At 73.8% G+C, this 23103-nt stretch carries 19 protein-coding genes; 8 read left to right on the top strand and 11 right to left on the bottom strand.

The window, feature by feature from the left end; all coding sequences use genetic code 11:
- The first annotated feature begins 463 nt into the window (after nt 1–463).
- Entirely contained in the window at nt 464–697 is a 234-nt protein-coding gene (locus HDA43_RS10205) for a DUF397 domain-containing protein (RefSeq protein ID WP_179819481.1), read from the top strand.
- 92 nt (nt 698–789) lie between these two features.
- Here the strand turns inward: HDA43_RS10205 and HDA43_RS10200 are convergent, their stop codons facing one another.
- Nucleotides 790–1608, bottom strand: a complete 819-nt coding sequence (locus HDA43_RS10200; RefSeq protein WP_179819480.1) for an alpha/beta fold hydrolase — start codon at nt 1606–1608, stop codon at nt 790–792.
- 293 nt (nt 1609–1901) lie between these two features.
- Here HDA43_RS10200 and HDA43_RS10195 point away from each other — a divergent pair, with 293 nt between their 5' ends.
- Together HDA43_RS10195 and HDA43_RS10190 are read left to right on the top strand one after the other, a co-directional pair.
- On the top strand, nt 1902–2591 hold the full coding sequence (locus HDA43_RS10195; protein WP_179819479.1) for a hypothetical protein: 690 nt from the start codon (nt 1902–1904) through the stop codon (nt 2589–2591).
- A 168-nt stretch (nt 2592–2759) separates the two neighbouring features.
- Entirely contained in the window at nt 2760–3068 is a 309-nt protein-coding gene (locus HDA43_RS10190; RefSeq protein ID WP_179819478.1) for an antitoxin, read from the top strand.
- 141 nt (nt 3069–3209) lie between these two features.
- Here the strand turns inward: HDA43_RS10190 and HDA43_RS10185 are convergent, their stop codons facing one another.
- Entirely contained in the window at nt 3210–4529 is a 1320-nt protein-coding gene (locus HDA43_RS10185) for a UDP-glucose dehydrogenase family protein (RefSeq protein WP_179819477.1), read from the bottom strand.
- 147 nt (nt 4530–4676) lie between these two features.
- Here HDA43_RS10185 and HDA43_RS10180 point away from each other — a divergent pair, with 147 nt between their 5' ends.
- Nucleotides 4677–5840 (top strand): acyl-CoA dehydrogenase family protein, encoded by a 1164-nt coding sequence (locus HDA43_RS10180; RefSeq protein ID WP_179819476.1) that lies wholly within the window; start codon nt 4677–4679, stop codon nt 5838–5840.
- Between the two features lie 142 nt (nt 5841–5982).
- Here HDA43_RS10180 and HDA43_RS10175 read toward each other — a convergent pair whose 3' ends face one another.
- From HDA43_RS10175 to HDA43_RS10155, 5 genes are all read right to left on the bottom strand, one after another.
- Nucleotides 5983–7686: a pyruvate, phosphate dikinase gene (locus HDA43_RS10175; protein WP_179819475.1), complete on the bottom strand. Its 1704-nt coding sequence runs from the start codon at nt 7684–7686 to the stop codon at nt 5983–5985.
- A complete protein-coding gene (locus HDA43_RS10170) occupies nt 7683–8300 on the bottom strand; it encodes a transcriptional regulator (protein WP_179819474.1) in 618 nt (205 codons plus the stop codon). Before HDA43_RS10170 ends, HDA43_RS10175 begins: the two co-directional genes overlap by 4 nt.
- A complete protein-coding gene (locus HDA43_RS10165) occupies nt 8297–9505 on the bottom strand; it encodes a helix-turn-helix domain-containing protein (protein ID WP_179819473.1) in 1209 nt (402 codons plus the stop codon). Before HDA43_RS10165 ends, HDA43_RS10170 begins: the two co-directional genes overlap by 4 nt.
- Nucleotides 9506–9724: 219 nt before the next feature.
- Nucleotides 9725–11722 carry a glycoside hydrolase family 71 protein gene (locus tag HDA43_RS10160; RefSeq protein ID WP_179819472.1) on the bottom strand — a complete coding sequence of 666 codons (1998 nt, stop codon included), beginning with the start codon at nt 11720–11722 and terminating at the stop codon, nt 9725–9727.
- A gap of 150 nt (nt 11723–11872) precedes the next feature.
- A complete protein-coding gene (locus HDA43_RS10155) occupies nt 11873–12577 on the bottom strand; it encodes a helix-turn-helix domain-containing protein (RefSeq protein ID WP_179819471.1) in 705 nt (234 codons plus the stop codon).
- 159 nt (nt 12578–12736) lie between these two features.
- Here HDA43_RS10155 and HDA43_RS10150 point away from each other — a divergent pair, with 159 nt between their 5' ends.
- Nucleotides 12737–13720: an ArsR/SmtB family transcription factor gene (locus HDA43_RS10150; protein ID WP_179819470.1), complete on the top strand. Its 984-nt coding sequence runs from the start codon at nt 12737–12739 to the stop codon at nt 13718–13720.
- 79 nt (nt 13721–13799) lie between these two features.
- Here HDA43_RS10150 and HDA43_RS10145 read toward each other — a convergent pair whose 3' ends face one another.
- Nucleotides 13800–14159 (bottom strand): STAS domain-containing protein, encoded by a 360-nt coding sequence (locus HDA43_RS10145; RefSeq protein WP_312873154.1) that lies wholly within the window; start codon nt 14157–14159, stop codon nt 13800–13802.
- Nucleotides 14160–14215: 56 nt separating this feature from the next.
- Nucleotides 14216–15760, bottom strand: a complete 1545-nt coding sequence (locus HDA43_RS10140; RefSeq protein WP_179819469.1) for an LCP family protein — start codon at nt 15758–15760, stop codon at nt 14216–14218.
- A 71-nt stretch (nt 15761–15831) separates the two neighbouring features.
- On the opposite strand from HDA43_RS10140, the gene HDA43_RS10135 reads away from it, so the two are divergent.
- Complete coding sequence (locus HDA43_RS10135; protein ID WP_179819468.1) at nt 15832–16863, top strand: glycosyltransferase family 2 protein; 1032 nt, start codon at nt 15832–15834, stop codon at nt 16861–16863.
- Between the two features lie 106 nt (nt 16864–16969).
- On the opposite strand, the gene HDA43_RS10130 is transcribed toward HDA43_RS10135, so the two are convergent.
- Nucleotides 16970–18763 (bottom strand): CDP-glycerol glycerophosphotransferase family protein, encoded by a 1794-nt coding sequence (locus HDA43_RS10130; RefSeq protein ID WP_179819467.1) that lies wholly within the window; start codon nt 18761–18763, stop codon nt 16970–16972.
- 122 nt (nt 18764–18885) lie between these two features.
- Nucleotides 18886–20298 carry a bifunctional cytidylyltransferase/SDR family oxidoreductase gene (locus tag HDA43_RS10125; RefSeq protein ID WP_179819466.1) on the bottom strand — a complete coding sequence of 471 codons (1413 nt, stop codon included), beginning with the start codon at nt 20296–20298 and terminating at the stop codon, nt 18886–18888.
- Nucleotides 20299–20453: 155 nt separating this feature from the next.
- Between HDA43_RS10125 and HDA43_RS35885 the strand changes: the two genes are divergently transcribed.
- Together HDA43_RS35885 and HDA43_RS35880 are read left to right on the top strand one after the other, a co-directional pair.
- Nucleotides 20454–22319: a CDP-alcohol phosphatidyltransferase family protein gene (locus tag HDA43_RS35885; RefSeq protein WP_281395033.1), complete on the top strand. Its 1866-nt coding sequence runs from the start codon at nt 20454–20456 to the stop codon at nt 22317–22319.
- A 91-nt stretch (nt 22320–22410) separates the two neighbouring features.
- Nucleotides 22411–23043: a DUF5941 domain-containing protein gene (locus tag HDA43_RS35880; RefSeq protein ID WP_312873153.1), complete on the top strand. Its 633-nt coding sequence runs from the start codon at nt 22411–22413 to the stop codon at nt 23041–23043.
- Nucleotides 23044–23103: the final 60 nt, after the last annotated feature.

The raw sequence follows: 23103 nt of genomic DNA, 5'->3' as shown, positions 1-23103 counted from the left end.
AGGGCACCCGGCAGGACGCGTGGTGGTGACCCCGCTCCCTCCCTCCTCCGGTGAGGGAGCGGAGCCACCCGCTTTTCCGGAAGGGATGGCCGACGGTCGTCCGCGCCGTGCCCTCCCGGGCCGTGACCCGCGCCGCCGCCATCACCCGGAACCCGGCGGCGCGGGCGGTTCATGATCGGAAGGCTCGGTCAGCCATTTCGGGCATGCTCGCCGTCCTTCCGGTCGCTCGTCGAACTGCGCTTCACAGCGTGGCACGAGTTGATTACTTTGCGTGAGAGATTGGCCGCAAAGCGTTCGGGCGTGGTCCCGACGGGCCATCCCGGGGCTGGTCGTTCCACCCCGTCCCCGGCGTACGGAAGATTCACGGCAGGCCGTTGCGGGCGAGGGAGACGGCCCGGATACTGACCGGGATACCGAGGAGCGTCCCGGGCGGGCGCCGGGCCCACGGCGAAGGCGGTGTGAGATGGAGGCGGATCTGAGCGGCGCCGTCTGGCGGAGGGCGGCCTCCGGGGACGACGGCGGCGAATGCGTCGAGGTGGCTGTGGTGGACGCCCCGGCAACCGGCCACAAGGCCGATCTCGGCCCCCTTTACGTGCTGCGCGACTCCAGGGACCCTGACGGGCCGAAGCTGTTCTTCACCCGGGCGGAGTGGGACGCCTTCGTGGGCGGCGTGAAGCTCGGCGAGTTCGACGACTGACCCGTCCGGAACACCGAAGGAGGGCCCCACCGAGGTGGGACCCTCCTGCTCTTCGCGAGTACGGGTGACCTTTCGTACGGCACGCGGCCCGGTCAGCCCTTGATCAGCTCCAGGATGTCGGCGTTGAGCTGATCCCTGTGCGTCACGTACAGGCCGTGACCCGCGGTCGGGTACTCCTTGTAGACGGCGTTCGGCATGAGCTCCGCCGTACGCCGGCCGGTCAGCTCGACGCGGGCCGACTGGTCGGCGGCGCCGTGGACGATCAGCGTCGGGACGGTCATCGCGCGCAGCGCGTCCCGGTGGTCGGCGGAGAACATCTCCCGCCAGACGGCGGTCGTGGCCCAGGGGGACGCCTCCAGGCACTGCCGCATCGTGAGGTCGATCAGGGCGGGGGAGACGTCGTTGCCCAGGTGGGTGGCGAAGAAGCCCTGCGCCCGGTCGGCGAACCACTTGGGCCGGTCCTTCTGGAACCGGGCCACCGTGGCCTCGCTCAGCGCCTCGGGGACGCCGCCGGGGTTGTCGTCGGTCAGCTTCAGGAACGGCAGGACCGCCGCGACGAACGCCACGCGCGCGACGCGGTCCTCGCCGTGCCGGGCCAGGTAGCGGGCGACCTCACCGCCGCCGGCCGAGTGCCCCACCAGAGTGACCTCCCGCAGGTCGAGGTGCTCGATCAGGGCGGCGAGGTCGTCGGCCCGGGTGTCGGTGTCGTACCCGGTCGAGGGGCGGTCGGAGCGGCCGTGGCCCCGCCGGTCGAAAAGCACGCAGCGGTACCCCCGCTCGGCGAAGAACGGCACCTGGTACTCCCACATGTCGCTGCTCAGCGCCCAACTGGAGACGAACACGATCGGCGCGCCGGCGCCGTAGTCCTCGTACGACAGGCGGGTGCCGTCGGCGGTCTCGAAGTACGGCATGTCGGTCTCCTCACTGGCCGGGGTCTCGGGGGACGCGCTCGTCCCGCCGTCGGAACACTCCGGGGGCGCGCTCGTCGCCGCCGTCCGGAACACTCCCGGAGGTGCGGTGCTCGTCCCCGTGGCTCGGAACATTACGGAAGACCGGTATCCCGCCGAATCAGTCGCCCATCGGCAATTCCCCCGCCGCCCTTCAGTCGGCTCGACGACTGACGGAGAGTCGACGACCCCGCGACTCGCGGGGTCGTCGGTCCGGCCCTCTCCTGGCCTGTGACGGGTGCGGTAGAAAGGCACCCGTGACTGAAGACCACCGAAACAGCCCTCGACGGCGGAACCGACCGGGTACGGCACGCCTCGCGAAGATCCTGGCGGGCGCCCTGACGGCCGGAGCGGGCTTCGGCGCGGCGACCTCCCTGACCAACGCCGTCTCCGATCACTACGCGGATCTCGAAAGCCGGGCCGCCACCACCGGTGGGATGTCGGCGCTGGAGATCGTGAGCGTGTTGGTGGACTCCGGCTGGGCGTGGGCGGGGTTCGCGGTCCTCGTGGGCTGGCTGGTCGCGCGCGCCGACGACGGTCGTTCCGGGATGACGGTCCCGGCCGCCGCCGGCGCCCTGGCCCTTCTCGCGGCCACGGCGGCCTACAGCTTCGTGGACACCGTCCGAGGCGGCGGGCCGCTGTCCTCCTGGTACGAGTCCGAACCCCTCGTGTGGTGGATCACCAGCGTCCTCTTCGGGGCGCCCCTGGGGGTTGTGGGCGCCTGCGCCAGGAGGCCGGGAACGGTCGGCCTGCTGGCGAGGCTGACCGTTCCGGTCGGCGCGGCCGTACAGATGGTCGTGCTCCCACCTGGCAGGAACGAGCGGATCGAGGTCATGGGACAGGCGATCGTGTGGACGGCGGCTGCCGCTGCCGCCGGCTTCGTCGTCGTCCGCTTCCTCGGCGCGCGGCGGCACCGGCCCGCGACGGTGGGCGTGGAGTCGCCGTGACCTCCTGCGGCTCCGGCGGATGCGCGGAGCCGGCCGGTGTCGTACGCGAGACTCGCGGGACACCCCGGTACGCGAGGCGGGCCGTGCCGGGGGCGGGGTGTTTCGTCGCCGGAGGCGGGTAGGGCCCGGCTTGAGCACGGCCGTACAGGACGAGAGGGAGGGGTCGTCATGAGCGGTATCGGAGACTGGGCGAAGAAGGCCGAGGACCTCGCCAGGGAGCATCCGGATCAGGCCGACCAGGTGCTCGACCAGGGGGAGCGGTTCGCCGGCGAGCGGACCGGACACAAGTACGACGAGCAGATCGGCAAGGGCGTCGACGCCGTCCAGCGACGCTACGGCGGCGGTGACGCGGGCCCCGAGGCCGATCCCCGGGGCGGCACGGAACCCGTGGATCCCCGTGGGGACGCCGGTCCCGAGGCCAGTCCCCAGGGCGGCCGGAACGACGCGGGCCCCGAGGGGCGCGTCCAGGGAGGCTGACGCCGCCGGACCGCCCGGGGTGAGGTCCCGTCCGCGGAACCTCACCCCGGGCGGTCAGGACGTGCAGCCGTGCTGATACGCCGTGACGGCGGCCGTGATCGCGCTGATGGGGGCCACGGCGTCCCGCCCGGCGGGGCGCCGCTACGGGCGGCCGAGTGCGCGGTAGTGCCAGCCCGCGTTGCGCCAGACCTCGGCGTCGAGGGCGTTGCGGCCGTCCACCATCTTGCGGGCGGCCACGACGGCGCCCAGCGCCTCGGGGTCGAGCTCGATGAACTCCCGCCACTCGGTGAGCAGCAGCACGACGTGGGCGCCGCGGGCGGCCTCCAGCGCCGACTCGCCGTACGACAGGTGCGGGTGGGCCCGGCGGGCGTTCTCCTGCGCGACGGGGTCGTAGACGGTGACCCGGCCGCCCTGCTCACTGATCTTGACGGCGACGTCGAGCGCGGGCGAGTCGCGGATGTCGTCGGAGTTGGGCTTGAACGCGGCGCCCAGCACGGTCAGCGAGCAGCCCCGGAAGGAGCCGCCGGCCAGCTCGCGGGCGAGGTCGACCATGCGGGCCCGGCGGCGCATGTTGATCGCGTCCACCTCGCGCAGGAAGGTCAGCGCCTGGTCGGCGCCGAGCTCGCCCGCGCGGGCCATGAAGGCGCGGATGTCCTTGGGCAGGCAGCCGCCGCCGAAGCCCAGGCCGGCGTTGAGGAACTTGCCGCCGATGCGGTCGTCGTAGGACAGGGCCTGCGAGAGCTGCTTGACGTCGGCGTGCGCGGCCTCGCAGACCTCCGCCATCGCGTTGATGAAGGAGATCTTGGTGGCGAGGAAGGCGTTGGCGGCCACCTTGACCAGCTCGGCGGTCGGGTAGTCGGTGATCACCATCGGGGTGCCGGCCTCCAGCATCGAGGCGTACACCTCCCGCATGACCTTCTCGGCCTTGTCGGAGGCCACGCCCAGCACGATCCGGTCGGGCTGCAGGGTGTCCTGGACGGCGTAGCCCTCGCGCAGGAACTCCGGGTTCCACGCCAGCTCGGCCCCGGCGCCGATGGGCGCCAGCCGGACCAGCTTGTCGGCCAGGCGCTGGGCGGTGCCCACCGGGACGGTGGACTTGCCGACGACCAGGCACTCGCGTTGCAGGTGCGGGGCCAGGGCCTCGATCGCGGCGTCGAGGTAGGAGACGTCGGCTCCGTACTCGCCGGCTTTCTGGGGGGTGCCGACGCACAGGAAGTGCACGTCACCGAAGGCGGCGGCCTCCTCGAAGGAGGTGGTGAAGCGCAGCCTGCCCGCGGCGAGGTTGCGCCGCAGGATCTCCTCCAGGCCGGGCTCGTGGATGGGCAGATCCCCGGCCTGCAGCCGAGCGATCTTCTCGGCGTCGACGTCGACGCCGAGGACTTCGAAGCCCAGTTCCGCCATGCACGCGGACGTCGTCGCACCCAGGTATCCGGTTCCCACCATCGTGAGGCGGTAGGCCACTGGCGTTCCTTTCGGTTCTGCCCGATTCTGTGCCGTCAGAGTATCGGCATCCTAGGAGACAACTTTGCCACCTGCATAAACAGGCAGCGATACATCTCACACGGGATGGATCGGTCCACGCATTGTTGGACGTCCTACTATTTGCCCATGAGCTTCCCTCTCTACGCCCTGCCCGAAGAGCACCAGATGCTCAGGGAGACCGTCCGCGCCCTCGCCGACGAGAAGATCGCCCCCCGTGCGGCCGAGGCCGACGAGACGGGGGAGTTCCCCTGGGACGTCTACAAGGCGCTGGTCGCCGCGGACCTGCAGGCCATCCACGTTCCCGAGGAGTACGGCGGAGCGGGGGGCGACGCCCTGGCGGCCGTGATCGTCATCGAGGAGGTGGCGCGGGCCTGCGCGTCGTCCTCGCTGATCCCCGCGGTCAACAAGCTGGGCACCGTACCGCTGCTGCTGTCGGCGTCGGAGGAGCTCAAGCAGCGCTACCTCGCGCCGGTCGCGCGTGGTGAGGCGATGTTCTCCTACGCCCTGTCGGAGGCCGAGGCGGGCAGCGACGCCGCCTCGATGAAGACCCGTGCGGTGGCCGACGGCGACCACTACGTGCTCAACGGCGCCAAGATGTGGATCACCAACGCCGGGGTGTCGGAGTACTACACGGTGATGGCCGTGACCGAGCCGGGCGCGGGGGCTCGCGGCATCTCCGCGTTCGTGGTGGAGAAGAGCGACGAGGGCGTCGGCTTCGGGCCCAAGGAGAAGAAGCTCGGCATCAAGGGCTCCCCGACCCGCCAGGTCATCCTGGAGGACGTCCGCATCCCGGCGTCCCGCATGATCGGCGCTCCGGGCACCGGTTTCAAGACCGCCCTGGCCACGCTCGACCACACCCGCGTCACGATCGCCGCCCAGGCGCTGGGCATCGCCCAGGGCGCCCTCGACTACGCGGTCGGCTACGTCAAGGAGCGCAAGCAGTTCGGCAAGGCCATCGCCGACTTCCAGGGCGTGCAGTTCATGCTCGCCGACATGGCGATGAAGCTGGAGGCCGCCCGGCAGCTCACCTACGCCGCCGCCGCCAAGTCCGAGCTGGCCATGCACGGCGAGCCGCAGGCCGATCTGACGTTCTTCTCCAGCGCCGCCAAGTGCGCCGCCTCCGACGCGGCCATGGAGATCACCACCGACGCCGTGCAGCTCCTCGGCGGGTACGGCTACACCAGCGACTACCCGGTGGAGCGCATGATGCGCGACGCCAAGATCACCCAGATCTACGAGGGCACCAACCAGATCCAGCGCATGGTGATGGCCCGGCAGCTGCTGAAGTAGCCGCCGGCATGTGAGAGCCCCGCCGCCGCGGTCCGGGCGGCGGGGTTCTCACGTCTCGACCGGTCGCCCGCGCCGGAGCGGCACGCGCCGTCCACCCGGCACGTCCGCGTGACGGCGCCGGCCGGCGCCCCTGACGGCGGCGTCAGGGGCGCCGCCGGAGGGCGGCGTGGGCCGCGTGGAGGCGCTGGTCGGCGGGGCGGCCGGAGGCGTCGCCCGACACCTCGTCGGCCCATTCGAGCAGGCGGAGCAGATGGGGGCCGGTCGCGGCCGTGGTGACGGACGGGCTGCCGAGGACGACCTCGCCGCCGGTCCCGTCGATGGAGATGAGCGTCCCCTCGGGGAGCACCTGCCCGCCGGCCCGCACGGAGGCGCCGGTGACGGTGAGGTCCGGGACGCCCACGACGGCCGGTTTGCCCATCGTCCGCGCGACGATCGCGGCGTGGCTGGCCGGGCCGCCGCGGGCGGTGACGATTCCGGCGGCGACGGCGATGCCGCGCATGTCGAGCGGTGAGGTCTCCGGCCGCACCAGGATGACGGGGCCCTCCGCGGCCATCCGGACCGCGCCGTCCGCGGTGGTCGCCACGCGGCCGGCCACGACGCCCGGACAGGCGCCCAGCCCGCGGGCGAGGACGCCGGCCCCGCCGGCCACGGCCAGGCGGCGGGCGCGGGCGTGCCGGAGATCGTGGGGGGAGACCCTGAGCAGCGCCTCGTGGCGTCCGATCACGCCCTCGTCGGCGAGATCCGTCGCGAGACGGACGGCGGCGGCACCGGTGAACCGGCCCGGCCGGGCCTGCAGGAGCCACAGCTCACCGGCCTCGAAGGTGAACTCCAGGTAGCACGTGTCGCGGTGGTGCGCCTCCACGCGGTCCAGGGCGTCCAGAAGGGCGGCCCACACCCCCGGCTCCCGGTCGGCCAGGTCGCGCAGGGGAAGGGTCGACGATCTGCCCGAGACGACGTCCTCGCCCTGGCGGCCGAAGAGGACCTCGCCGAACGGGACGCGTTCGCCGGTGTTGGGGTCGCGGCTGAACGCGACACCGGTGCCGCTGCGGTCGTCGCGGTTCCCGAACACCATCGCCTGCACGATCACGGCCGTGCCGAGGTCGTGCGGGATGGCGTGCAGCTCGCGGTAGGTCGTCGCGCGCGGCGTGTCCCACGAGGAGAAGACCGCCGCGACGGCCAGCCTGAGCTGCTCGGCCGCGTCGTCCGGGACGGGCCGGCCGGCGCGCCGCCCGATGACGGCCTCGACCTCGTGGATCGCGCGGGACAGGCGCCCGGCGTCGCCGGACCCGTGCCGGGCCGCCTCGCCCGCGGCGGCGCCGCCGGGTCCGTGGCCGGTCGCCTCGTCCACGGCGGTGGCATCGGGTCCGCGCCCGGTCGCCTCGCTCACGACGGCGTCGAGGGTCTCCGCGGTCAGGTCCGTGGTCGCGGTGGCGAAGCCGTACAGGAACCTCAGCCGCGCGTCGAGCGCGAACCGGGTGTCGCCCGTCTCCGCCGCCAGCGCCGCCGTGGCCGCGGCGGTGAGGCCGAGGTTGAGGACCGTGGTCATCATGCCGGGCATCGACTCGCGCCCGCCGGAGCGGACGGACACCGCCAGCGGCCTCCCGGACCCGCCGAGCCTGCGGCGCGTCGTGTCCTCAAGGGCGGCGACGGCGACCGCGAGTTCGCCGTCGAGACCGTCGGGCAGCCGCCCGTCACGGAGGAAGGCGCGGCACGCGTCGGTGCCGATGACGAACCCCGGCGGCACGGGCAGCCCGAGCCGCCGCAGCAGGACGAGGCCGTACGCCTTGCCGCCGATGGCGCCGGCCGTCTCCCCGGTGTCCGGCGAGAGCGGGTGGATCCACCTCATCGGGGGATGCCCAGGGTGGCGAGCAGGTCCTCGTGGAGCTGGAACCACACCGTGTGGTACGACGCCATGTCGTCTGTCACGTAGTCGAGCGCGCCCGCGGTCGCCCGCGCGAGCGCGTCGGCGAGGCGGACGCGGTAGCGCCCGAATCGCGGCAGCGCCGCGGACAGGTCCGCGCAGACCGCCTGGGCCCGCCGGTCGAGGTCGGTGAGCCGGCCGAGGACCCGGGCGTCGTAGGCGGGGTCGGTGTGGTCGTTCATCGTCGTCGTCCCGCCGACGGGGCGCAGCTGCCAGGCCCCGCAGATGTCGAGGAGCTCCGGGTTGAGGACGAGGAAGCGGTCGTACGCGCCGGCCACGGCGGTCCGGGCGCCGGCCGCCTCCAGCTCCTCGGTGATCCACCGGGCGTCGGCGGCCCGGCCGGCCTCGGTGAGGCCCCATCCGCCGAAGAAGCCCGCCGTGTACGTGACGTGGCCCGCGGTGGCGAGGTCGATGAGTTCGGACTCGACGTCGGACTCGCCGAGTCCCGTCACCGCGGCCACCCTGGCCAGGTCGGTGAACCCGGCGCAGCGGAGGGCGTGGAGCACCAGCAGGTCGTCGCCGGCCGTGGAGGCCGTCATGCTTCGCCCCCGCCGTGTCGCGTGGCGCCCGGAGCACCGGCGCCCGGAGCACCGGCGCCCGGAGCACCGGCGCCCGGAGCACCGGCGCCCGGAGCACCGGCGGCCGCCGCGGCGTGGGCCGCGCCCCGGCCCTCGGCCCGGGCGACGATCCTGCCGTCCCTGACCCGGACGGCGGCCTCGGTCGCGTCGCCGACGCCCGGCAGGCCGAGGGCCGCGGCGGCCAGGGCGCGATCGTCGAGCACCAGGCGGAGGGACGGCCACCCGCCGGGGGCGAACACGCGCCGCAGGCACGCGGTGAGGTCGTCGATCCTGAGCCGTACCAGACGGCCGATCTCGGCCGGGTCGCCCGTCACGACGACCACGGTCACCCGGTCGCCCGGGAGGGCGCCGCGGACGGCCTCCTCCGCCGCGGCCAGCCGCCCGGCCCCCAGGACCGCGATCACGCCGTCGTCGCCGAGGCCGGTCGGACGGCCGGTGATCCGGTCGGACACCTCGGCCGGCGGCGTCCAGGGGTCGTCGCAGGGGCGCGCCGGGGAGACGTAGGGCAGGTGCGGCGGGTCCCAGGCGTCCGCCAGGTCGATCCCGGCCAGATGGTCGCAGGCGCGCACCACGTCGAACGGGTCGCCGAACCCGGGAGCGGTCTCGGCCAGGCCCGCCGAGCCGTTCAGCAGTGTCAGCGCCAGCTCGGCCAGCCGTACCCGCCGGACGCCCGGCGGCGGGTACGACTCAAGCGCGAGGGCGAGCAGCAACGCCTCCAGCCGGGCGGTCTGGGCCAGCGCGGTCCGGGCCGGTTCGTCGTCGAGCACGCCGGACAGCGAGCGCAACCGCAGGTGACCGTCGGCCGGTGAGTCGCCGGTCAGCGGCAGCCGTTCGAGCCAGACCCGGGCGAAGGCGCCCAGCGACCCGGCCACCGAGTCGGGTGACGGCCGCGGTGCCTGCCCGGCGGCTCCGGTGATCCCGTCGGACCCGTCGGCCTGGCCGGCCTCGCCGGCGGAGCGTTCGACCAGGTCGGCCAGCACCGCCAGGTACAGCGCGCGCTTGGTCGGGAAGTTCGAGTACACCGCGCCGCGGGTCATCTCGGCCCGCTCGGCGATCCGGTCGATCTTCGTCACGGCGTATCCGTGCTCGGCGAACTCCCGCCTCGCCGCGGCCAGCACGGCCGCGCGGGTGCGCTCCTGCTGCTGCGCCCGGGTCAATCGCGCCATCACCAATCCCCACCCGTCATCACGTCATCAGGATGCTCACTGAATCCAGATTATATGAACATCCGAATGGGGGGGTGTGGGGCCCGCGCGGCGAACGCGGAAAAGGGCAGCGCCCGCCCTCCCGGAGCGATCCTGTGAGTCTCAGGGCCTCATTGATCTCATGGGCCTCGCGAGCCTCGCGGGCGGGGGGACGGGCGCGGCGCGGTGCCCGCCGGTCCGTCAGGACCGGCCGCTGGACACCGCGCGATAGTGCAGGTCCTGCACGTACGGAGTCGCCGTGACCTTGTACGGCGAGGTCACCGCGGTCACGGCGGCGCCGTTCCGGGCGACCGACGCCGAGACGGTCCCCGCCTTCAGCGCGAACGTCCGGGCGGAGACCCCGGCGGGCGCGTCATAGGTCTGCGTGGTGCCGCCGACCGTGACCGACACCTTGCCCGCCGCCGTCAGCATGGTGAGCACCTCGACCGTGTCGCGGGACGGCGTGCCGCCCGCGCGCGGCTTCATGAGCTTGGTCTCCGGGTAGGACGGCTGGGCGGCGTACGGCTGCACCCGGTGGGTCAGGTACGCCACGTCCTTGGTGATCTTCGGGCAGCCGAGCTTGTAACAGGTCAGGTAGTACGCGCTGATGTCGAGGTAGGTCCAGCCCGCGTTCCGCGACGGGGCGAACTGGGTGTTCTCCGAGTAGTCGTTCCAGGTCGTGAGCTGCACCCACTCGGCCTTGCCGTCGATCGCGCCCTTCCAGGTGGCCCGGAGGTTCTCGGTGTTGGCCGCCTCGTCGTAGATCCCCTGGTTGGGGCGCTCGTCCTGGACGGAGACCGGCTGCATCCAGATCCTGCCCATGCCGTGCGCGGTGTCGATGTTCGTGGTCAGGGAGGAGTTGGCCGCGGGGTTGCGGTTGCCCCAGTTCGCGAAGCCGTAGCTGATCGGGCCGAAGGCGTCGCGGTACTTGTTGAAGTCGAGGAGGCAGGGCACGAGGGCCACCTTGATCCCGTGCTCGGTCTCCATGGTCTTCATCCAGTCGGACCACCAGGCGGCGGTGCGGCCCTCGGCCTTGAACGGGGCGACGACGAGCCGCCCGTCACCGAGCCGGTAGACCGACTTCGAGGCGGCGAGATCCGCCAGCGCGGTGGCGAGGGTGGCGGCGTCGACCGAGGCCAGGCCGTTCATGTCCGGCATGAGGACGATCTTGAAACCCGGGTCGACGGCCTCGGCGGCCGCGACGAGCTTCCGCACCCTCGTCCACTGGCTGCTCGTCACCGACAGGATGTCGACGGTGAAGCCGTCCAGGCCCGCGGCGACGGCCTGCCGCACCTCGGTCTTGTAGTCGGCCGACGCCCAGTCGCCGCTGAGCGGGGCGCGGCCCAGCGGCCGGTCGCGCAGCAGCCCGCCGTACGCGGAGTGCTTGCCGCTCTCGCCGTCCGGCTTGAGGTAGTTCCGCGCGTAGTAGTCGCTCGCCGGGTCCTGGTCGTCCAGCGAGACCGGGTAGGGCGGGAAGTAGTGGGCGAACACCTTCCGGGCGGAGGTCCGCAGCTGCGCCGTGCCGGGCATGGCGAACGGCAGCGGACCGGCGTTCGCCTCGTCCCCGGAGCCCTCGGTGTAGCTGACGGTCAGCCTGGGGCCGCGGTCGCCGCTCTCGCGCGAGGAGGACAGCACGGTCGGGGTGTCATCGGTCTGGGTGAGGGCGAAGGAGTAGGTCCCGTCGCCGGTGACGGCCGAGGAGACGTCCAGCTTGGCCGTCTGGCCGGAGGTGAATCCGGTGTGCGAGCCGGCCGCGTCGCCGAGGGCCGGGCGGGTGTTCCAGGTGGCCGCCTCCGTCCAGCCGCCCGTCACCGCCCGGGCCGTCACGGTGGTGTCGGTCGTCCGCGTCGAGGCGACCTCCAGGGTGGCCTTGACGTTCTCGGCGTCGTCGGGGATGCCGGTGACCTTGAACCTGGTGAGGGCGATGCGCTGACCGGTGGCCGAGCTGCTGCTGCAGGTGCCGCCGCAGATCGACAGCCAGGTCGCGGTGGCGAAGTTCTTGGCGGGTTCGGCCTGGCTGACGAACACGTCGTCCGTGGCGGCGAAGGTCGCGCTGACGGGCGTGGCCGCGGATGCCGGAACGGGAGCCGAGGCGGGCGCGGGCGCCGGGGTGAGCGCGGACGCCGGGGCGGTCGGCGCGGCGCCCAGGACGGCGAGCGTCACCAGCGCCGCCAGCGCCGTCCGATAACGGTTGATCATGAGGCTTCCTTGGTTCGAGACGTGGGCGCCCACCGGGTCCGGGACGCCCACTCATGATCAAGAGTGGAGCCGAGCCGCCTCCTTGATCACCGTTTTACGGATAAATCCCGATTTGGAACGGTGCTATTTCGCCGCCCGGCGATCGTTTCGTCAGGAGGTGGTTCGAGGGTCTCTCGACTCCCGCAGGCGGCGGCGGTAGGTCGCGGGCGGTGCGCCGTACGCCGCGCGGAACGCCCGGTTGAAGTGCGACTCGCTGGTGAAGCCCCACCGGAAGGCGACGGCGCGGACCGGCAGGTCGTTCCGCGCGGGGTCGGAGAGGTCGCGGCGGCAGCGTTCGAGCCGCCGCCGCCGGATCCAGCCGGCCACGCTGAGCCCCTGCTCCTCGAAGAGCTTCTGCAGGTGGCGGACGGAGACGTGGTGCTCGGCGGCGACGAGCGCGGGGGAGAGATCGGGGTCGGCCAGCCTGCGCTCGATGAACGCCTGGGCGCGCGCGACCGTGCTCGCGCGGGAGGTCTCCACGGGAGACGGGCCCGCGCCCGGCTCCCGGGTCAGGAGAGCCGCGAGCAGGTCGAGGACGGCGGTGGCGGCCCGTGCGTCCACGCCGGGGACATGGGAGGCGCGCTGCGCGGAGAGGTCCCGCAGGAGGCCGGCGAGGAGCGCGCCGACGTCCTCGTGACCGGGCGGCCTCCGCGCCAGGAGGCGCTCGACCTCCGCGCGGGGAAGCGGCGGCGCCCCGTGGGGGAACCGCGGGACCAGGCCATCGGCCGGTTCGGGGACGGGGCACGCCCGCGGCGGGGCCGTGAAGCCGCCGGAGCCGCCGAAATCGGCGGAACAGGCGGTATCGTCGAGGCGCATGATCTTCTCCCGCCGGTCGCCGCGGTGTTCCGGTGTGTGCCCCGGGCCCCGGCCTGGCACGTGCTCCGGGCACGCCTCCAGAGCATCATTCGGACGGCCACGGGAGGCAACGCCTTTCAGCTCTGGTTGAAAAGGGGTTCCGGACGGGAGGTAACCGGCATGATCCGCCTGCACTTCACCGAGACGGACCTGCGAAGGGTCACGCTCGCCCCGGCCCCGGACGCGCTGCTGGAGATCGGCCTGAGCCTGCGCCGGCTCCGCGGCGCTCCGGGCGGCACGGGCTGGTCACGGCCCGCCGTCCTCGAATGGAACAGGGAGATGGCCACCGGTCGGGGGGCCCGCGTCGGCAGACTCCTCGACCTCGTCTCCTGCGACGCGGCGATGCCGGCCTTCCTGTGCCAGCCGGACGCCGGTGACTTCGCCGCGGGCATCGAGCGGGTCAGGCGGACGCCCGGCGCCGAGCTCGCCGTCGATCTGAGCCATCTGACCCCCTCCCGGGAGGTCTCCGGGTGGTACCGGGAGCTCGCCGACGGCGGCGCGGCGGCGCAGCGGACCCTCGTCAGCGAGCTGGACGACTACTTCACCGCGTCGATGGAGCCGCTGTGGCCGCGGATCCGGTCGGCCGCCACGGCCGACCGCGCGCTCCGCGCCGAGACGCTGATGCGGGGCGGCGTCGACGCCCTCCTCGCCACCCTCGGCGTCGCCTGCCGGTGGGAGCCGCCGACCCTGCACGTCGGTACGGCCGGCACCCACGACATCCCGCTGTGCGGGCGCGGGCTGACGCTGGTCCCGTCGTACTTCGCGTCCGCTCCCGTGGTGGGCTACCGGCCCGGCGGGACCGTCGCCCTGGTGTACCCCATGGCCCCGGAGGAGCGGCCGGACGGCGCCTCGGCCGTCCTGGGGCCGCTGCTCGGCCGTACCCGGGCCGCCGTGCTCGCCGCCCTGCGCAGGCCCGCCACCACCACGGCGCTGGCCGAGCGGACCGGCGTCTCACCCGCCTCCGCCAGCCAGCACGCCGCGGTCCTGCGCAACGCCGGGCTCGTCTCCACGATCCGGACGGGCAGCGCCGTGCTGCACACGCTGACCCCGCTCGGGGAGGCCCTGCTGCGCGGCGGTCCGGCCCGCCACGGCTCCGGCCGCTGAACCGCCAAGCCCCCACGAGCGCCGCCTGACCGGCCGGGCCGGCGACCCGCCACCCGGGCGACCGGTCCGGCCGGAACGGTCAGGCGGCGGCCTCGTAGGCCTCCCGCAGGGAGGAACGGGTCTCGAAGTAACGATCCAGATTGGTGATCGTCAGAAGATGTGTGATCATCCCTGGGCCCACCACCAGGATCAGACGACCCTGGGCGTCCCTGACCCGGGCGAGCGCGCTCACCAGGACGCCCAGGCCCACGGAGTCACAGAACGGCACCTGCGTCAGATCCATCACCAGGCAGGGACGGCCAGGGGCGTCCAGGACGCGGTCCACCTCGGCTCGCAGCCGGGGTGCGACCGCCATGTCCAGTTCGCCCGCCGCCCGTACCACCGCGCACGGGCCCTGGCGCCAGCTCTCCACCTCGAACGTCGGATTTGAAAAAACCACGGTCATCACCTCCGTGCGTGGTTTCTGCCCGGGGCGGTGGTTTTCATGTGGAAAAATTACTTTTTACAGATGTTCTCCGTCGCCGTCCTGGCCGCCGGGGTGGCGCTGGGCGCGGACGGTCCCGCGGACGGCGCGGCGGACGAGGTGGCCGACGGCGCCGCGGCCTCGTCGACGGTGACCTTCCGGACCCCCGGGTACCGCCGGCCGACGACGACCTCGATCCGGTCGCCGAGGTCGTCCACCTGGCGCGTCTCGGCCCCGTGCAGGGCGGCGGCCACGGTCCGGGCCGAGTCCTCGCGGCCGGGACCGTATCGGACCACCGTCCCGTCGTGGTCCTTCTCAGGGGTGTTGCCGGCGGCCTCGGGGACCATGAAGCCGGCCCCCTGCAACTCGCCCCTGACCCGCGCGCCGAGACCGGGGGTCGTGGTGCCGTTGAGCACCTTGACGGAGATCCGCGAGGGCGGCACGGTCAGCGCGCCGGCCGTGGACGAGGGGGCGGGCGAAGGGGAGGCCGTCGCCGGGGCGGACGCGGCGGGGGAGGCGGGTTTCGAGGGTTTGACGAGCGGCTCGTCGGCGGCGATCCGGCGGAACAGCTCCCTGGCCGCGTCCTTGTCCCACAGCACGGCCGACTCGCCCGTCGGGGTCTTGTAGTCGACGTCGGCGAGCGGGACGGTGGCGAAGGCGACGTCGTCGGTGGAGACGTCCTTGATCTGCCGGGCCAGGCCGAGCAGATCCTTGCGGAGCGCGTCGTCCACCCGGAGCGTGCCGAGGGTGCTGTCGACGAACGAGACGAGCCTGGCCGGGTTGGTCAGCGTGCCGCCGCTGAGCGCCTGGTGCAGCAGGGCCGAGATCACCTGCTGCTGACGGTCGATCCGGTCGAGGTCGGAGCGGGCCGTGGCCCGGGTGCGGGCGTAGGAGAGGGCCTTGACGCCGTTCAGCGGGTACGTCCCCGGCTGGAGGTTCAGCCCGGTCTTGGGATCGTTGATCGGAACCGGCGTGCAGACCGAGACGCCGCCGAGCGCGTCCACCACGTCGATGAAGCCGAGCACGTTGACCTCGACGTAATGGTTGATCGTCAGCCCGGTCACGGCCTGCACCGCGCGTACGGCGAGCTTCGGGCCGCCGAGCTGGTACGCCGCGTTGATCTTGTGGTCGCCCTTGCCGGGGATCGTCGTCCAGGTGTCGCGGGGAAGGCTGACCACGGTCGCCCTGCCGTGGTCCTCCGACAGGTGGACCACCATCATGGTGTCGGTGCGCTGCCCGGACTCGCGGCCCAGCTTCAGCGCGTTCTGCTGCTGCCTGGAGAGGTCGTCGCGCCGGTCCACGCCGACGACGAGGATGTTCATCGCGCCGGTGGGCCGCGACCCCGCCACCCCCGCGTCGACCGCCTGGATCTTGCCGGCCGCGTAGTTCGGCAGCGCCCACATCACCCCCGAGCCGCCCAGCACCAGGGACGACAGCGCGCCCGCGACGAGCAGTCCGCGCCGCCGGGACCGCGCCCTCCCGGCCGGCCTGCGCTCATGCCGGGGGGCCAGCCGTACCTTGCCGTAGGCGTCGCCGCCGATCTGCACACCCGAGTCGTCGTCTTCCGGGTCGCGCATCCATGGCCCCCTAGGCTCCGGCTCGGCTGGGTCGATGAGGTACCGGTTCGTACAGTAGCGTGAGCCACGCCATGAAGCAGTTTCCCGACTCGCCCGCGCCGGCGTCGTCCCCCGAGACACGTGTCTGGCCCCCCATCTCCGTCGTCATCCCGGTGCTGAACGAGGAGCGCCACCTTCGGGAGGCCGTGCGGCAGGTCCTGTCGCAGCGGTACGCAGGCCCGATCGAGGTCGTGCTCGCCATCGGCCCGTCCAGGGACCGCACGCAGGAGGTCGCCGACGCGATCGCCGCCGAGGACCCCCGGGTCGTCGTGGTGCCGAACCCGACCGGCCGCACTCCCAACGCCCTCAACGCCGCCATCGCCGCCTCCCGCCACGGCATCGTGGCGCGGGTGGACGGGCACGCCATGCTCCCCGACGACTACCTCAGGGTGGCCGTGGAGACCCTGGAGGAGACCGGCGCCGACAACGTCGGCGGCGTCATGGCCGCCGAGGGCGTCACGCCGTTCGAGCAGGCCGTGGCCCGCGCCATGACGTCCAAGATCGGCGTCGGCGGCGCCCGGTTCCACACCGGCGGTACGGCGGGCCCGGCCGACACGGTATACCTCGGGGTCTTCCGCCGCGAGGCCCTGGAGCGGGTCGGCGGCTACGACGAGCACTTCCAGCGCGCCCAGGACTGGGAGATGAACCACCGCATCCGCGAGACGGGCGGCCTGGTGTGGTTCCAGCCCCGGATGCGGGTCTCCTACCGGCCCAGGCCCTCGGTCAAGGCCCTCGCCAAGCAGTACTTCCACTACGGCCGCTGGCGCAGGGTGGTGGCCAGGACCCACGAGGGCACCATCAACCTGCGCTACCTCGCACCCCCGGTGGCGGTGGCGGCCATCATCGCGGGTTTCGTCGTGTCCCCGTTCTTCTGGCCCGGCCTGCTGATCCCCGGGGGCTACGCGCTGGCGATCCTGGCCGGCTCGGCCGTGACCGGCAGCGGCCTGCCGACGGGCGCGCGCCTGCGGCTGCCCCTCGTCTACGCCACCATGCACATGTCGTGGGGCTGGGGGTTCCTGACGAGCCCCCGGCGGCTGAGCAGGCCCGGCGCGGCGTCCGGTTGAGCGGCGCGGCGGGCCGAACGACCCGGCGCCGGTGTACGGCCGGACTGATCGGTGATCGGTCCGCCCGGTCCGTCCTGTCCGCCCGCGGGCCGGGCCGCCGCGCGGTTCATCCGTGCGCGCGCACGGCCCGCTCGCAGGCGCCGTTCACCGCGTCGTTGAAGCGGGTCATGGCGTCCGGGTGGTCCGGGCCGAGCAGGTAGGTCCGCAGCTTGCGCCGCGTGGCCGCCAGGGCGTCCTCCCCGTCCTCCTCCATGGCCCGCAGCACGGCGGGCAGCTCCCGCAGGTCCGCGGAGAGCAGGTAGCCGCCCTCGGTGCTCGGGTAGCGCTCGCGGAACGCCTGCTCCGGCAGCCCCGCCACGTTGGTCACCGCGTACGGCTTGCCGCTGGCGACGAAGTCCGCCACCACGCTGGAGATGTCGGTGACCAGCAGGTCCGACTGGTTGAAGCAGTCGTAGAGGGCCGGCTCGGGACCGGTGACGACCAGGTGCCTGACCGCCCCGGCGCCCGGGCGACGTCCCCCGCCCGAGGGGTGGCGGGCCATCGACCGGTGCAGCTCCGCCCGGTCCAGCAGCGCGCGGACCTGCTGGTGGGCGCGGTGCGCGGCCGGGTTGCGGTAGCCCGTCAGCGGGTGCGGCTTGTAGATCACCCGGACCGCCGGGGAGTGGGCCAGCAGGGCCCGGACGATCGCCGGGCCCATCGTCATGATCGAGGTGTGGAACAGGTCGTCGGTCCACCCCTCCCAGGTCGGCGCGTACAGCACCGTGCGGTACGGCAGGCCCGGCCCGCCGGTGCCGACCCCGCTGAGCTGGGGGCGGCCCACCTCGTGGACGTCCTCGTCGCGCACGCCCACCCGGGCACGGAGGTAGCGGTCGCGCCCGGCCTGCCCGGCCACCCACACCTCGTCGTAGACCTTGGTGAACGGGTTGAACGACGCCTCCTTGTCGCTGTCGCCGTGCCCCACGAAGACGCTGCGCATCCCCCGGATGCGGAGCATGTGGATGTTCTTGCCGACGTTGGCCGGATACAGGCACACCCGCACACCGGCGAGGGCCTCGAACCCCATCAGGTCGGCCGCCGAGGGGATGCACACCACGGGCAGCGAGGTCTCTCCCAGCAGCCGCAGCATCTCCCGCTCCCGCAGCACCACCACGGCCCGGCGGTCGATCCGCTCCAGCGGGCGCAGCCACATCCGGGCCTGGTAGGCCGAGTCGGGGGGACCGGAGAAGTAGAGGGCGACCTCCGGCCGGTGGGCCGCCAGGCGCTCCCCGGCGGCCCGCAGCACCGCGGCGCCGTCGCCGAGCGGCCGGACCCGGCGCAGGTGCGGCAGCAGGCACAGCGCGCCCGCGCCCGCGACGGCCAGCGCCCCGGCCGCCCCCGCGGCGCCCGGCAGGGCGGTGCCGGACAGCGCGCCCAGGGCCGCGCCGCCCACCGGGAACACGTCCAGGTACAGCGGCCGCATGCCCCGGTGGTCGGTCAGGACGCGCCACGGCGGGGGCGGGACCCGCACCGCGTCGAGGTTGCGGGTCAGCACCGGCATCCGGTTGAGGGTGCGCTGGTGGAGGAGCGCCAGCCCGGCCAGCAGGCCCCGCGCGCCGTGCACCGCGAAGATCCCCAGGACCAGGCCCGCGAACCAGGGCGACGCGGTGCCCGCCGTACGGGCGACCAGGACGATCACCGCCGTCTCCCGCGTCACGAACCGGAGCGTGACGCCCAGGTGCGCCCTGGCCATCAGGTCGACCAGGGGGCGCGCCCGGTACCGCGCGACGACCTCGGCCGCGTAGGACACCGCGCACAGGGCCAGGAACAGGCGTGGCCGGGGCCACAGCGCGGTCACGAGGAGCGCCGGGTACGAGCCGAGCACGGCGGCGGCCGCCACCAGTGCGCGAAGGTCACGCTTCATCCTTAGAAGGTAACTTTGACCAGGCTGTTTGCCCTGGTAGGCGCGCTGTGCCGCGTTCCGCCGGGGTACGGCGGAGGCCCCGGGAGGACGCCGGGACGCGGGAGGGCCGATGGGACGCCGGGTCAGCCCGCGTCGACGCGGACGTCGATCACGTGCCCGGTGATGTCGGAGATCAGCACGTCCAGCGAGGTCTCGGCGACGGCGCGCGGCGACAGCAGGGTGTGCGCGGGCTCCTCGCCGAACGCGCGCACCCGCATCGGGGTGCTGGTCCGCTCGGGGTTGACGCAGTTGACCCGCACGCCGTCCTCGGCCCACTCGTCGGCCAGCGCCTGGGTCAGGTTGACCACGGCGGCCTTGGTGGAGGAGTAGAGGCTGTAGCCGGCCCGGCCCCGGGTGTAGGAGGACGAGGTGTACAGCAGCAGGTGGCCCCGGGTCTCGCGCAGGTGGGGCAGGGCGGCCCGGGCGATGTTGACCGGGCCGATGTAGTTCACCCCGACGGTCTCGGCGACCGTGGCGTCGTTCGCCTCGCCGAGGTCGCCCATGTGCAGCACCCCGGCGGTGTTGACGACGTAGTCGATCCGGCCGGTCTCCTTGGCCGCGAGGTCGAGCGCGTCGCTCACCGCCTGCGGGTCCTCCACCCGCACCCCGTTCAGCGAGCGGGAGAAGGGGAACACCTGGGCGCCGTGCCGCCCGGCCAGCTCCACGACCTCGGCGCCGATGCCGTAGCTGCCGCCGAAGACCACCACGGTCCTGCCCTGCAGCGCCTGCCGGTGGGCGAAGGCGGAGTGGTGCGGGGCGGCGCCGGCGGCGAGCTGGAAGAGCTTGTCGGCGATGAACACGTCCACCGGGTGGGTGACCTTCATGTTGTGCTCGCTGCCCGGCACGATGTAGATCGGCACGTCGGGCAGGTAGCGCAGCACCACGCCGCAGTCGTCGGTGGGCGGCTGCCGGTCGAAGTCGGGGTCGGCGAAGGCCCGCTCGTACGCCTCGCGGACCACCGAGAGCCGGAAGCACTGCGGCGTCTGGCCGCGCCGCAGCCGGGACCGGTCGGGGACGTCGCGGACGATCTCCCCGCGCGGGCCGGGGGCGGCCACCACGATCGTGTCGGAGCTGGGAATCGCCACGTCGACGGCCGAGTACACCTTCAGCGCCTCGACGCACTCGGTGATGATCCGCGGCTCCAGCAGCGGCCGCACGGCGTCGTGCAGCAGCACGTCGCACTCCCGCGTGCCCAGCGCCTGCAGCGCCCGCCACGTGGTCTCCGGGCGGGTCGCGCCGCCCTCCAGGACCTTGCTGACCTTGCGGAAGCCGTTGCGGGCGACGAGCCGCTCCACGTCGACGGTGAAGCCCGGCGTCATCAGAACCACGATCTCGTCGATCTCCGGCGCCGCGTCGAACACCGACAGCGTGTGCTCCATGATCGTCCGGCCGGCGACCTTGATGAGCTGCTTGGGGGTGTTCAGCCCGACCCGCTGGCCGACGCCTCCGGCGAGAACGACGGCGACGGTGCGGAGGCGTGGTTCCAGAGCGGCCAAGGTCAGCTTCCTTCGACGGTGCGGTTACCGCGAGCGTAATGGGTGCGTACCCGATCGCAGGCCGCGCTCCCGTGCTATCCGGTCAAGATCTCGCTACGCTAAGTGCGCACTCCCGATTCGCACGGTCATCCCGTCGGATACGAAGGAGCCCGGTCTTGCACGACTCCCACGCGCCCGCGCCGTCCGGCCCTCGCGCGTCCGACGACCTCCCGCCCCCCGGCGGTCTCCGTGAGCCGTACGGCGGGCCGCCCGAGTTCGGTGACCTGCCGTTCGACGACCTCCCGGCCGCGCCGCCTGGCGGTCCCCACGCGCCCGGCGGCCCGCCGGCCGGCCGCGCGGGGGCCTCCGGGCGGTCCGCCCCCGGCACGGCCGCCGCCGTCGTGCTCGCCACCACCGCCGGCGCCGCGCTGCGCTGCGGCGGCGGCACGCTGCTCGACCGGCTGACCGACCAGCTCGTCGCGCTCTCCGTCGGCGAGGTCCACGTGGTGGCCCGCTCGGGCGACATCACCCGCGCCACGGACGGGGCCTACCTGATCGGGGCGGAGGGGTCGCACGGCCTGGCCGACGACCTGCGCCGGGTCGCCCGGGTGGCCCGCGCCGCGACCGGCCCGGTGGCCGTGCTCGCCGGGGACCTGGTGGCGCACACCGAGGCGCTGGCCGTACTCCTGTCCGCCCCGGGCGGCGGCACGACCGCGCTGGTCGTCACGGACGGTGACGAGCCGGGGCCGCTGCGCCCGCCGGTCCGGGTCGAGGGCGGCAGGGTCGCCGCCGCGGGCACCTCGCTGCACGAGGTCGCCGGGGCCGACGGCACCTTCCGGGGGGCGCTGCGGGTGGGCGAGGCCGACCTCGGGCGGCTGGCCGAGACCGCCGAGACGCTCGCCGGCCTCGCCGAGACCGGCGTGTTCGGCGCGATGGGCGGCGCGGAGGCCGGTGACCTGCTGCTGGCCGGGCTGGTCCGCTACGGCGTCCACGTCCGCGCCCGAGGGCTCGGGCGGCTGCGTTGTGAGCGGGTCGCCGGGCAGGAGGACGCCGACGCGGCCGTGCGGCGGCTGAACGAGGTGGACGTGGCCCACGCCCGGCTGGACGCCGCGGTCAAGGCCGACGACGGCTTCTTCGCCACCTACGGCGTGAGCTCCTGGTCGGGGCACCTGGTACGGCCGGCCGCCGCGCTCGGGCTGACGCCGAACGCGGTCACCTGGTTCTCGGCGGGGCTGGCCCTCCTGGCCGCCGCCTGGTTCTCCGCGGGCACCCGCCCCGCGCTGGTCGCCGGGGCCGTCCTGGTCTACCTGTCGTTCGTGCTCGACTGCGTCGACGGCCAGCTCGCCCGCTACACCCGGATGTTCTCCCCGGTCGGCGCGTGGCTGGACGCCACCTTCGACCGGGCCAAGGAGTACGTCGTCTACGTGGGGCTGGCCGTCGGCTACGCGGCGGGGCACGGCGCCGTGGGCGGCGGCCCGGAGGGCATCTGGGCGCTGGCGGTGGCGGCGATGATCCTCCAGGCGCTCCGCCACATGATCGACTTCTCCTACGCCGGGTCGCGCGCCGACGCGGGCGCCGCGCGGGCCCGCTCCGCCGGGCCGTCCGCCGCGACCGGCGGGCCCTCGGGCGTCCCGGCCGACGCCGCCGCGCGGCTGGCGCCGTCCCGTCCCGCCCCGCCGTCCGGGGCCTCCGCCGGGAGCACGGACGCGGGGGGTACGGATACGGGGAGCACGGACACGGGGAGCACGGCCGCCGGGAGCACGGCCGGGCCGGAGCCGGGGGAAGGGACGCGGGCCGTACCGCAGGAGAGCCCGCCGCCGGGGAACCCGGTCGTGCGGCTGTCGCGGCTTCTGGAGCGGAGCTCGACCACCCGCTGGCTCAAGAAGATCATCGTGCTCCCCATCGGGGAGCGGATGGCGCTGATCGCGGTGACCGCCGCGCTGTTCAACGCGCGCGTCACCTTCCTCGCGCTGCTGACCTGGGGCGGCGTCGCCGCCCTCTACACGCTCACCGGCCGGATCGGCAGGTCGCTGAGCAAATGACCATGACCACGAGCGACGGGTCCCGCGGGGGCGCCGCCCGGCCGCCGGGCGGGGGACGGGCCGCGATGCGGGCGGTGAGGCGGATGCGATCGTGACGACCGTGCAGATGACGACGGCGCCGCGCGGCACCCTCGTCGCCTACCGCGACGACGGGGTGCTGTCGCGGGCGATGGGCGCGCTGGTGGCCGGGCAGCTCCCGCCGCTGCCGCCCGTGCTCGCCGGCACGTTCGTGGCCGCGGTGCTGCTGCTGGTCGGGGTGGCCGGCGCCGACGGCCTGGCGGTGTTCGCCCCGGCGGTGGCGCTGCTGCTGGCCGGTCCCGGCAGCTCCCACCCGCACGACGGCCGGCTCGACTGGCTGGTGCCGCCGATCCTGCGCCTCACCGAGTACGGCTTCGCGGCCGCGGTGGGGTTCGCGCACGGCGTGCCGTACTGGCTGATCTTCCTGCTGCTCGGCGCGATGGCCTTCCACCACTACGACCTCGTCTACCGGCTGCGGCAGCGGGTCTACCCGCCGGCCTGGCTGGCCACCGTCGGCTTCGGCTGGGACGGCCGGATGCTGCTGATCGCGCTGGGCGGCCTCGCCGGGCAGGTCACGCTCCTGTTCGTGTTGCTCTCCCTTTACCTGTGGGGGCTCTTCGGGTGGGAGAGCGTCACCTGCTGGCTGGCCGCGCCGGGCCCCGGGGCGGACGCCGCCGAGCCCGGTGAGCCCGCCGACGCCGGATGAGGAACCTCCGGTGAACCTCCGAATACACCATCGGGGCGTAAAGGCAACTAACCTTTGGGG

This window comes from Streptosporangium sandarakinum, assembly GCF_013409935.1.
GTDB lineage: Bacteria > Actinomycetota > Actinomycetes > Streptosporangiales > Streptosporangiaceae > Streptosporangium > Streptosporangium nondiastaticum.
This window is presented reverse-complemented; position numbering and strand designations above follow the sequence as displayed.

What these genes read in the sequence shown, in the direction of transcription:
- HDA43_RS10140 (WP_179819469.1), bottom strand. Translation starts at nt 15,760, where the DNA reads ATGCGCGACCCGGAAGACGACGACTCGGGTGTGCAGATCGGCGGCGAC.
- HDA43_RS10160 (WP_179819472.1), bottom strand. Translation starts at nt 11,722, where the DNA reads ATGATCAACCGTTATCGGACGGCGCTGGCGGCGCTGGTGACGCTCGCC.
- HDA43_RS10150 (WP_179819470.1), top strand. Translation starts at nt 12,737, where the DNA reads ATGATCCGCCTGCACTTCACCGAGACGGACCTGCGAAGGGTCACGCTC.
- HDA43_RS10200 (WP_179819480.1), bottom strand. Translation starts at nt 1,608, where the DNA reads ATGCCGTACTTCGAGACCGCCGACGGCACCCGCCTGTCGTACGAGGAC.
- HDA43_RS10170 (WP_179819474.1), bottom strand. Translation starts at nt 8,300, where the DNA reads ATGACGGCCTCCACGGCCGGCGACGACCTGCTGGTGCTCCACGCCCTC.
- HDA43_RS10175 (WP_179819475.1), bottom strand. Translation starts at nt 7,686, where the DNA reads ATGAGGTGGATCCACCCGCTCTCGCCGGACACCGGGGAGACGGCCGGC.
- HDA43_RS10180 (WP_179819476.1), top strand. Translation starts at nt 4,677, where the DNA reads ATGAGCTTCCCTCTCTACGCCCTGCCCGAAGAGCACCAGATGCTCAGG.
- HDA43_RS10155 (WP_179819471.1), bottom strand. Translation starts at nt 12,577, where the DNA reads ATGCGCCTCGACGATACCGCCTGTTCCGCCGATTTCGGCGGCTCCGGC.
- HDA43_RS10135 (WP_179819468.1), top strand. Translation starts at nt 15,832, where the DNA reads ATGAAGCAGTTTCCCGACTCGCCCGCGCCGGCGTCGTCCCCCGAGACA.
- HDA43_RS10190 (WP_179819478.1), top strand. Translation starts at nt 2,760, where the DNA reads ATGAGCGGTATCGGAGACTGGGCGAAGAAGGCCGAGGACCTCGCCAGG.
- HDA43_RS10205 (WP_179819481.1), top strand. Translation starts at nt 464, where the DNA reads ATGGAGGCGGATCTGAGCGGCGCCGTCTGGCGGAGGGCGGCCTCCGGG.
- HDA43_RS10165 (WP_179819473.1), bottom strand. Translation starts at nt 9,505, where the DNA reads ATGGCGCGATTGACCCGGGCGCAGCAGCAGGAGCGCACCCGCGCGGCC.
- HDA43_RS10130 (WP_179819467.1), bottom strand. Translation starts at nt 18,763, where the DNA reads ATGAAGCGTGACCTTCGCGCACTGGTGGCGGCCGCCGCCGTGCTCGGC.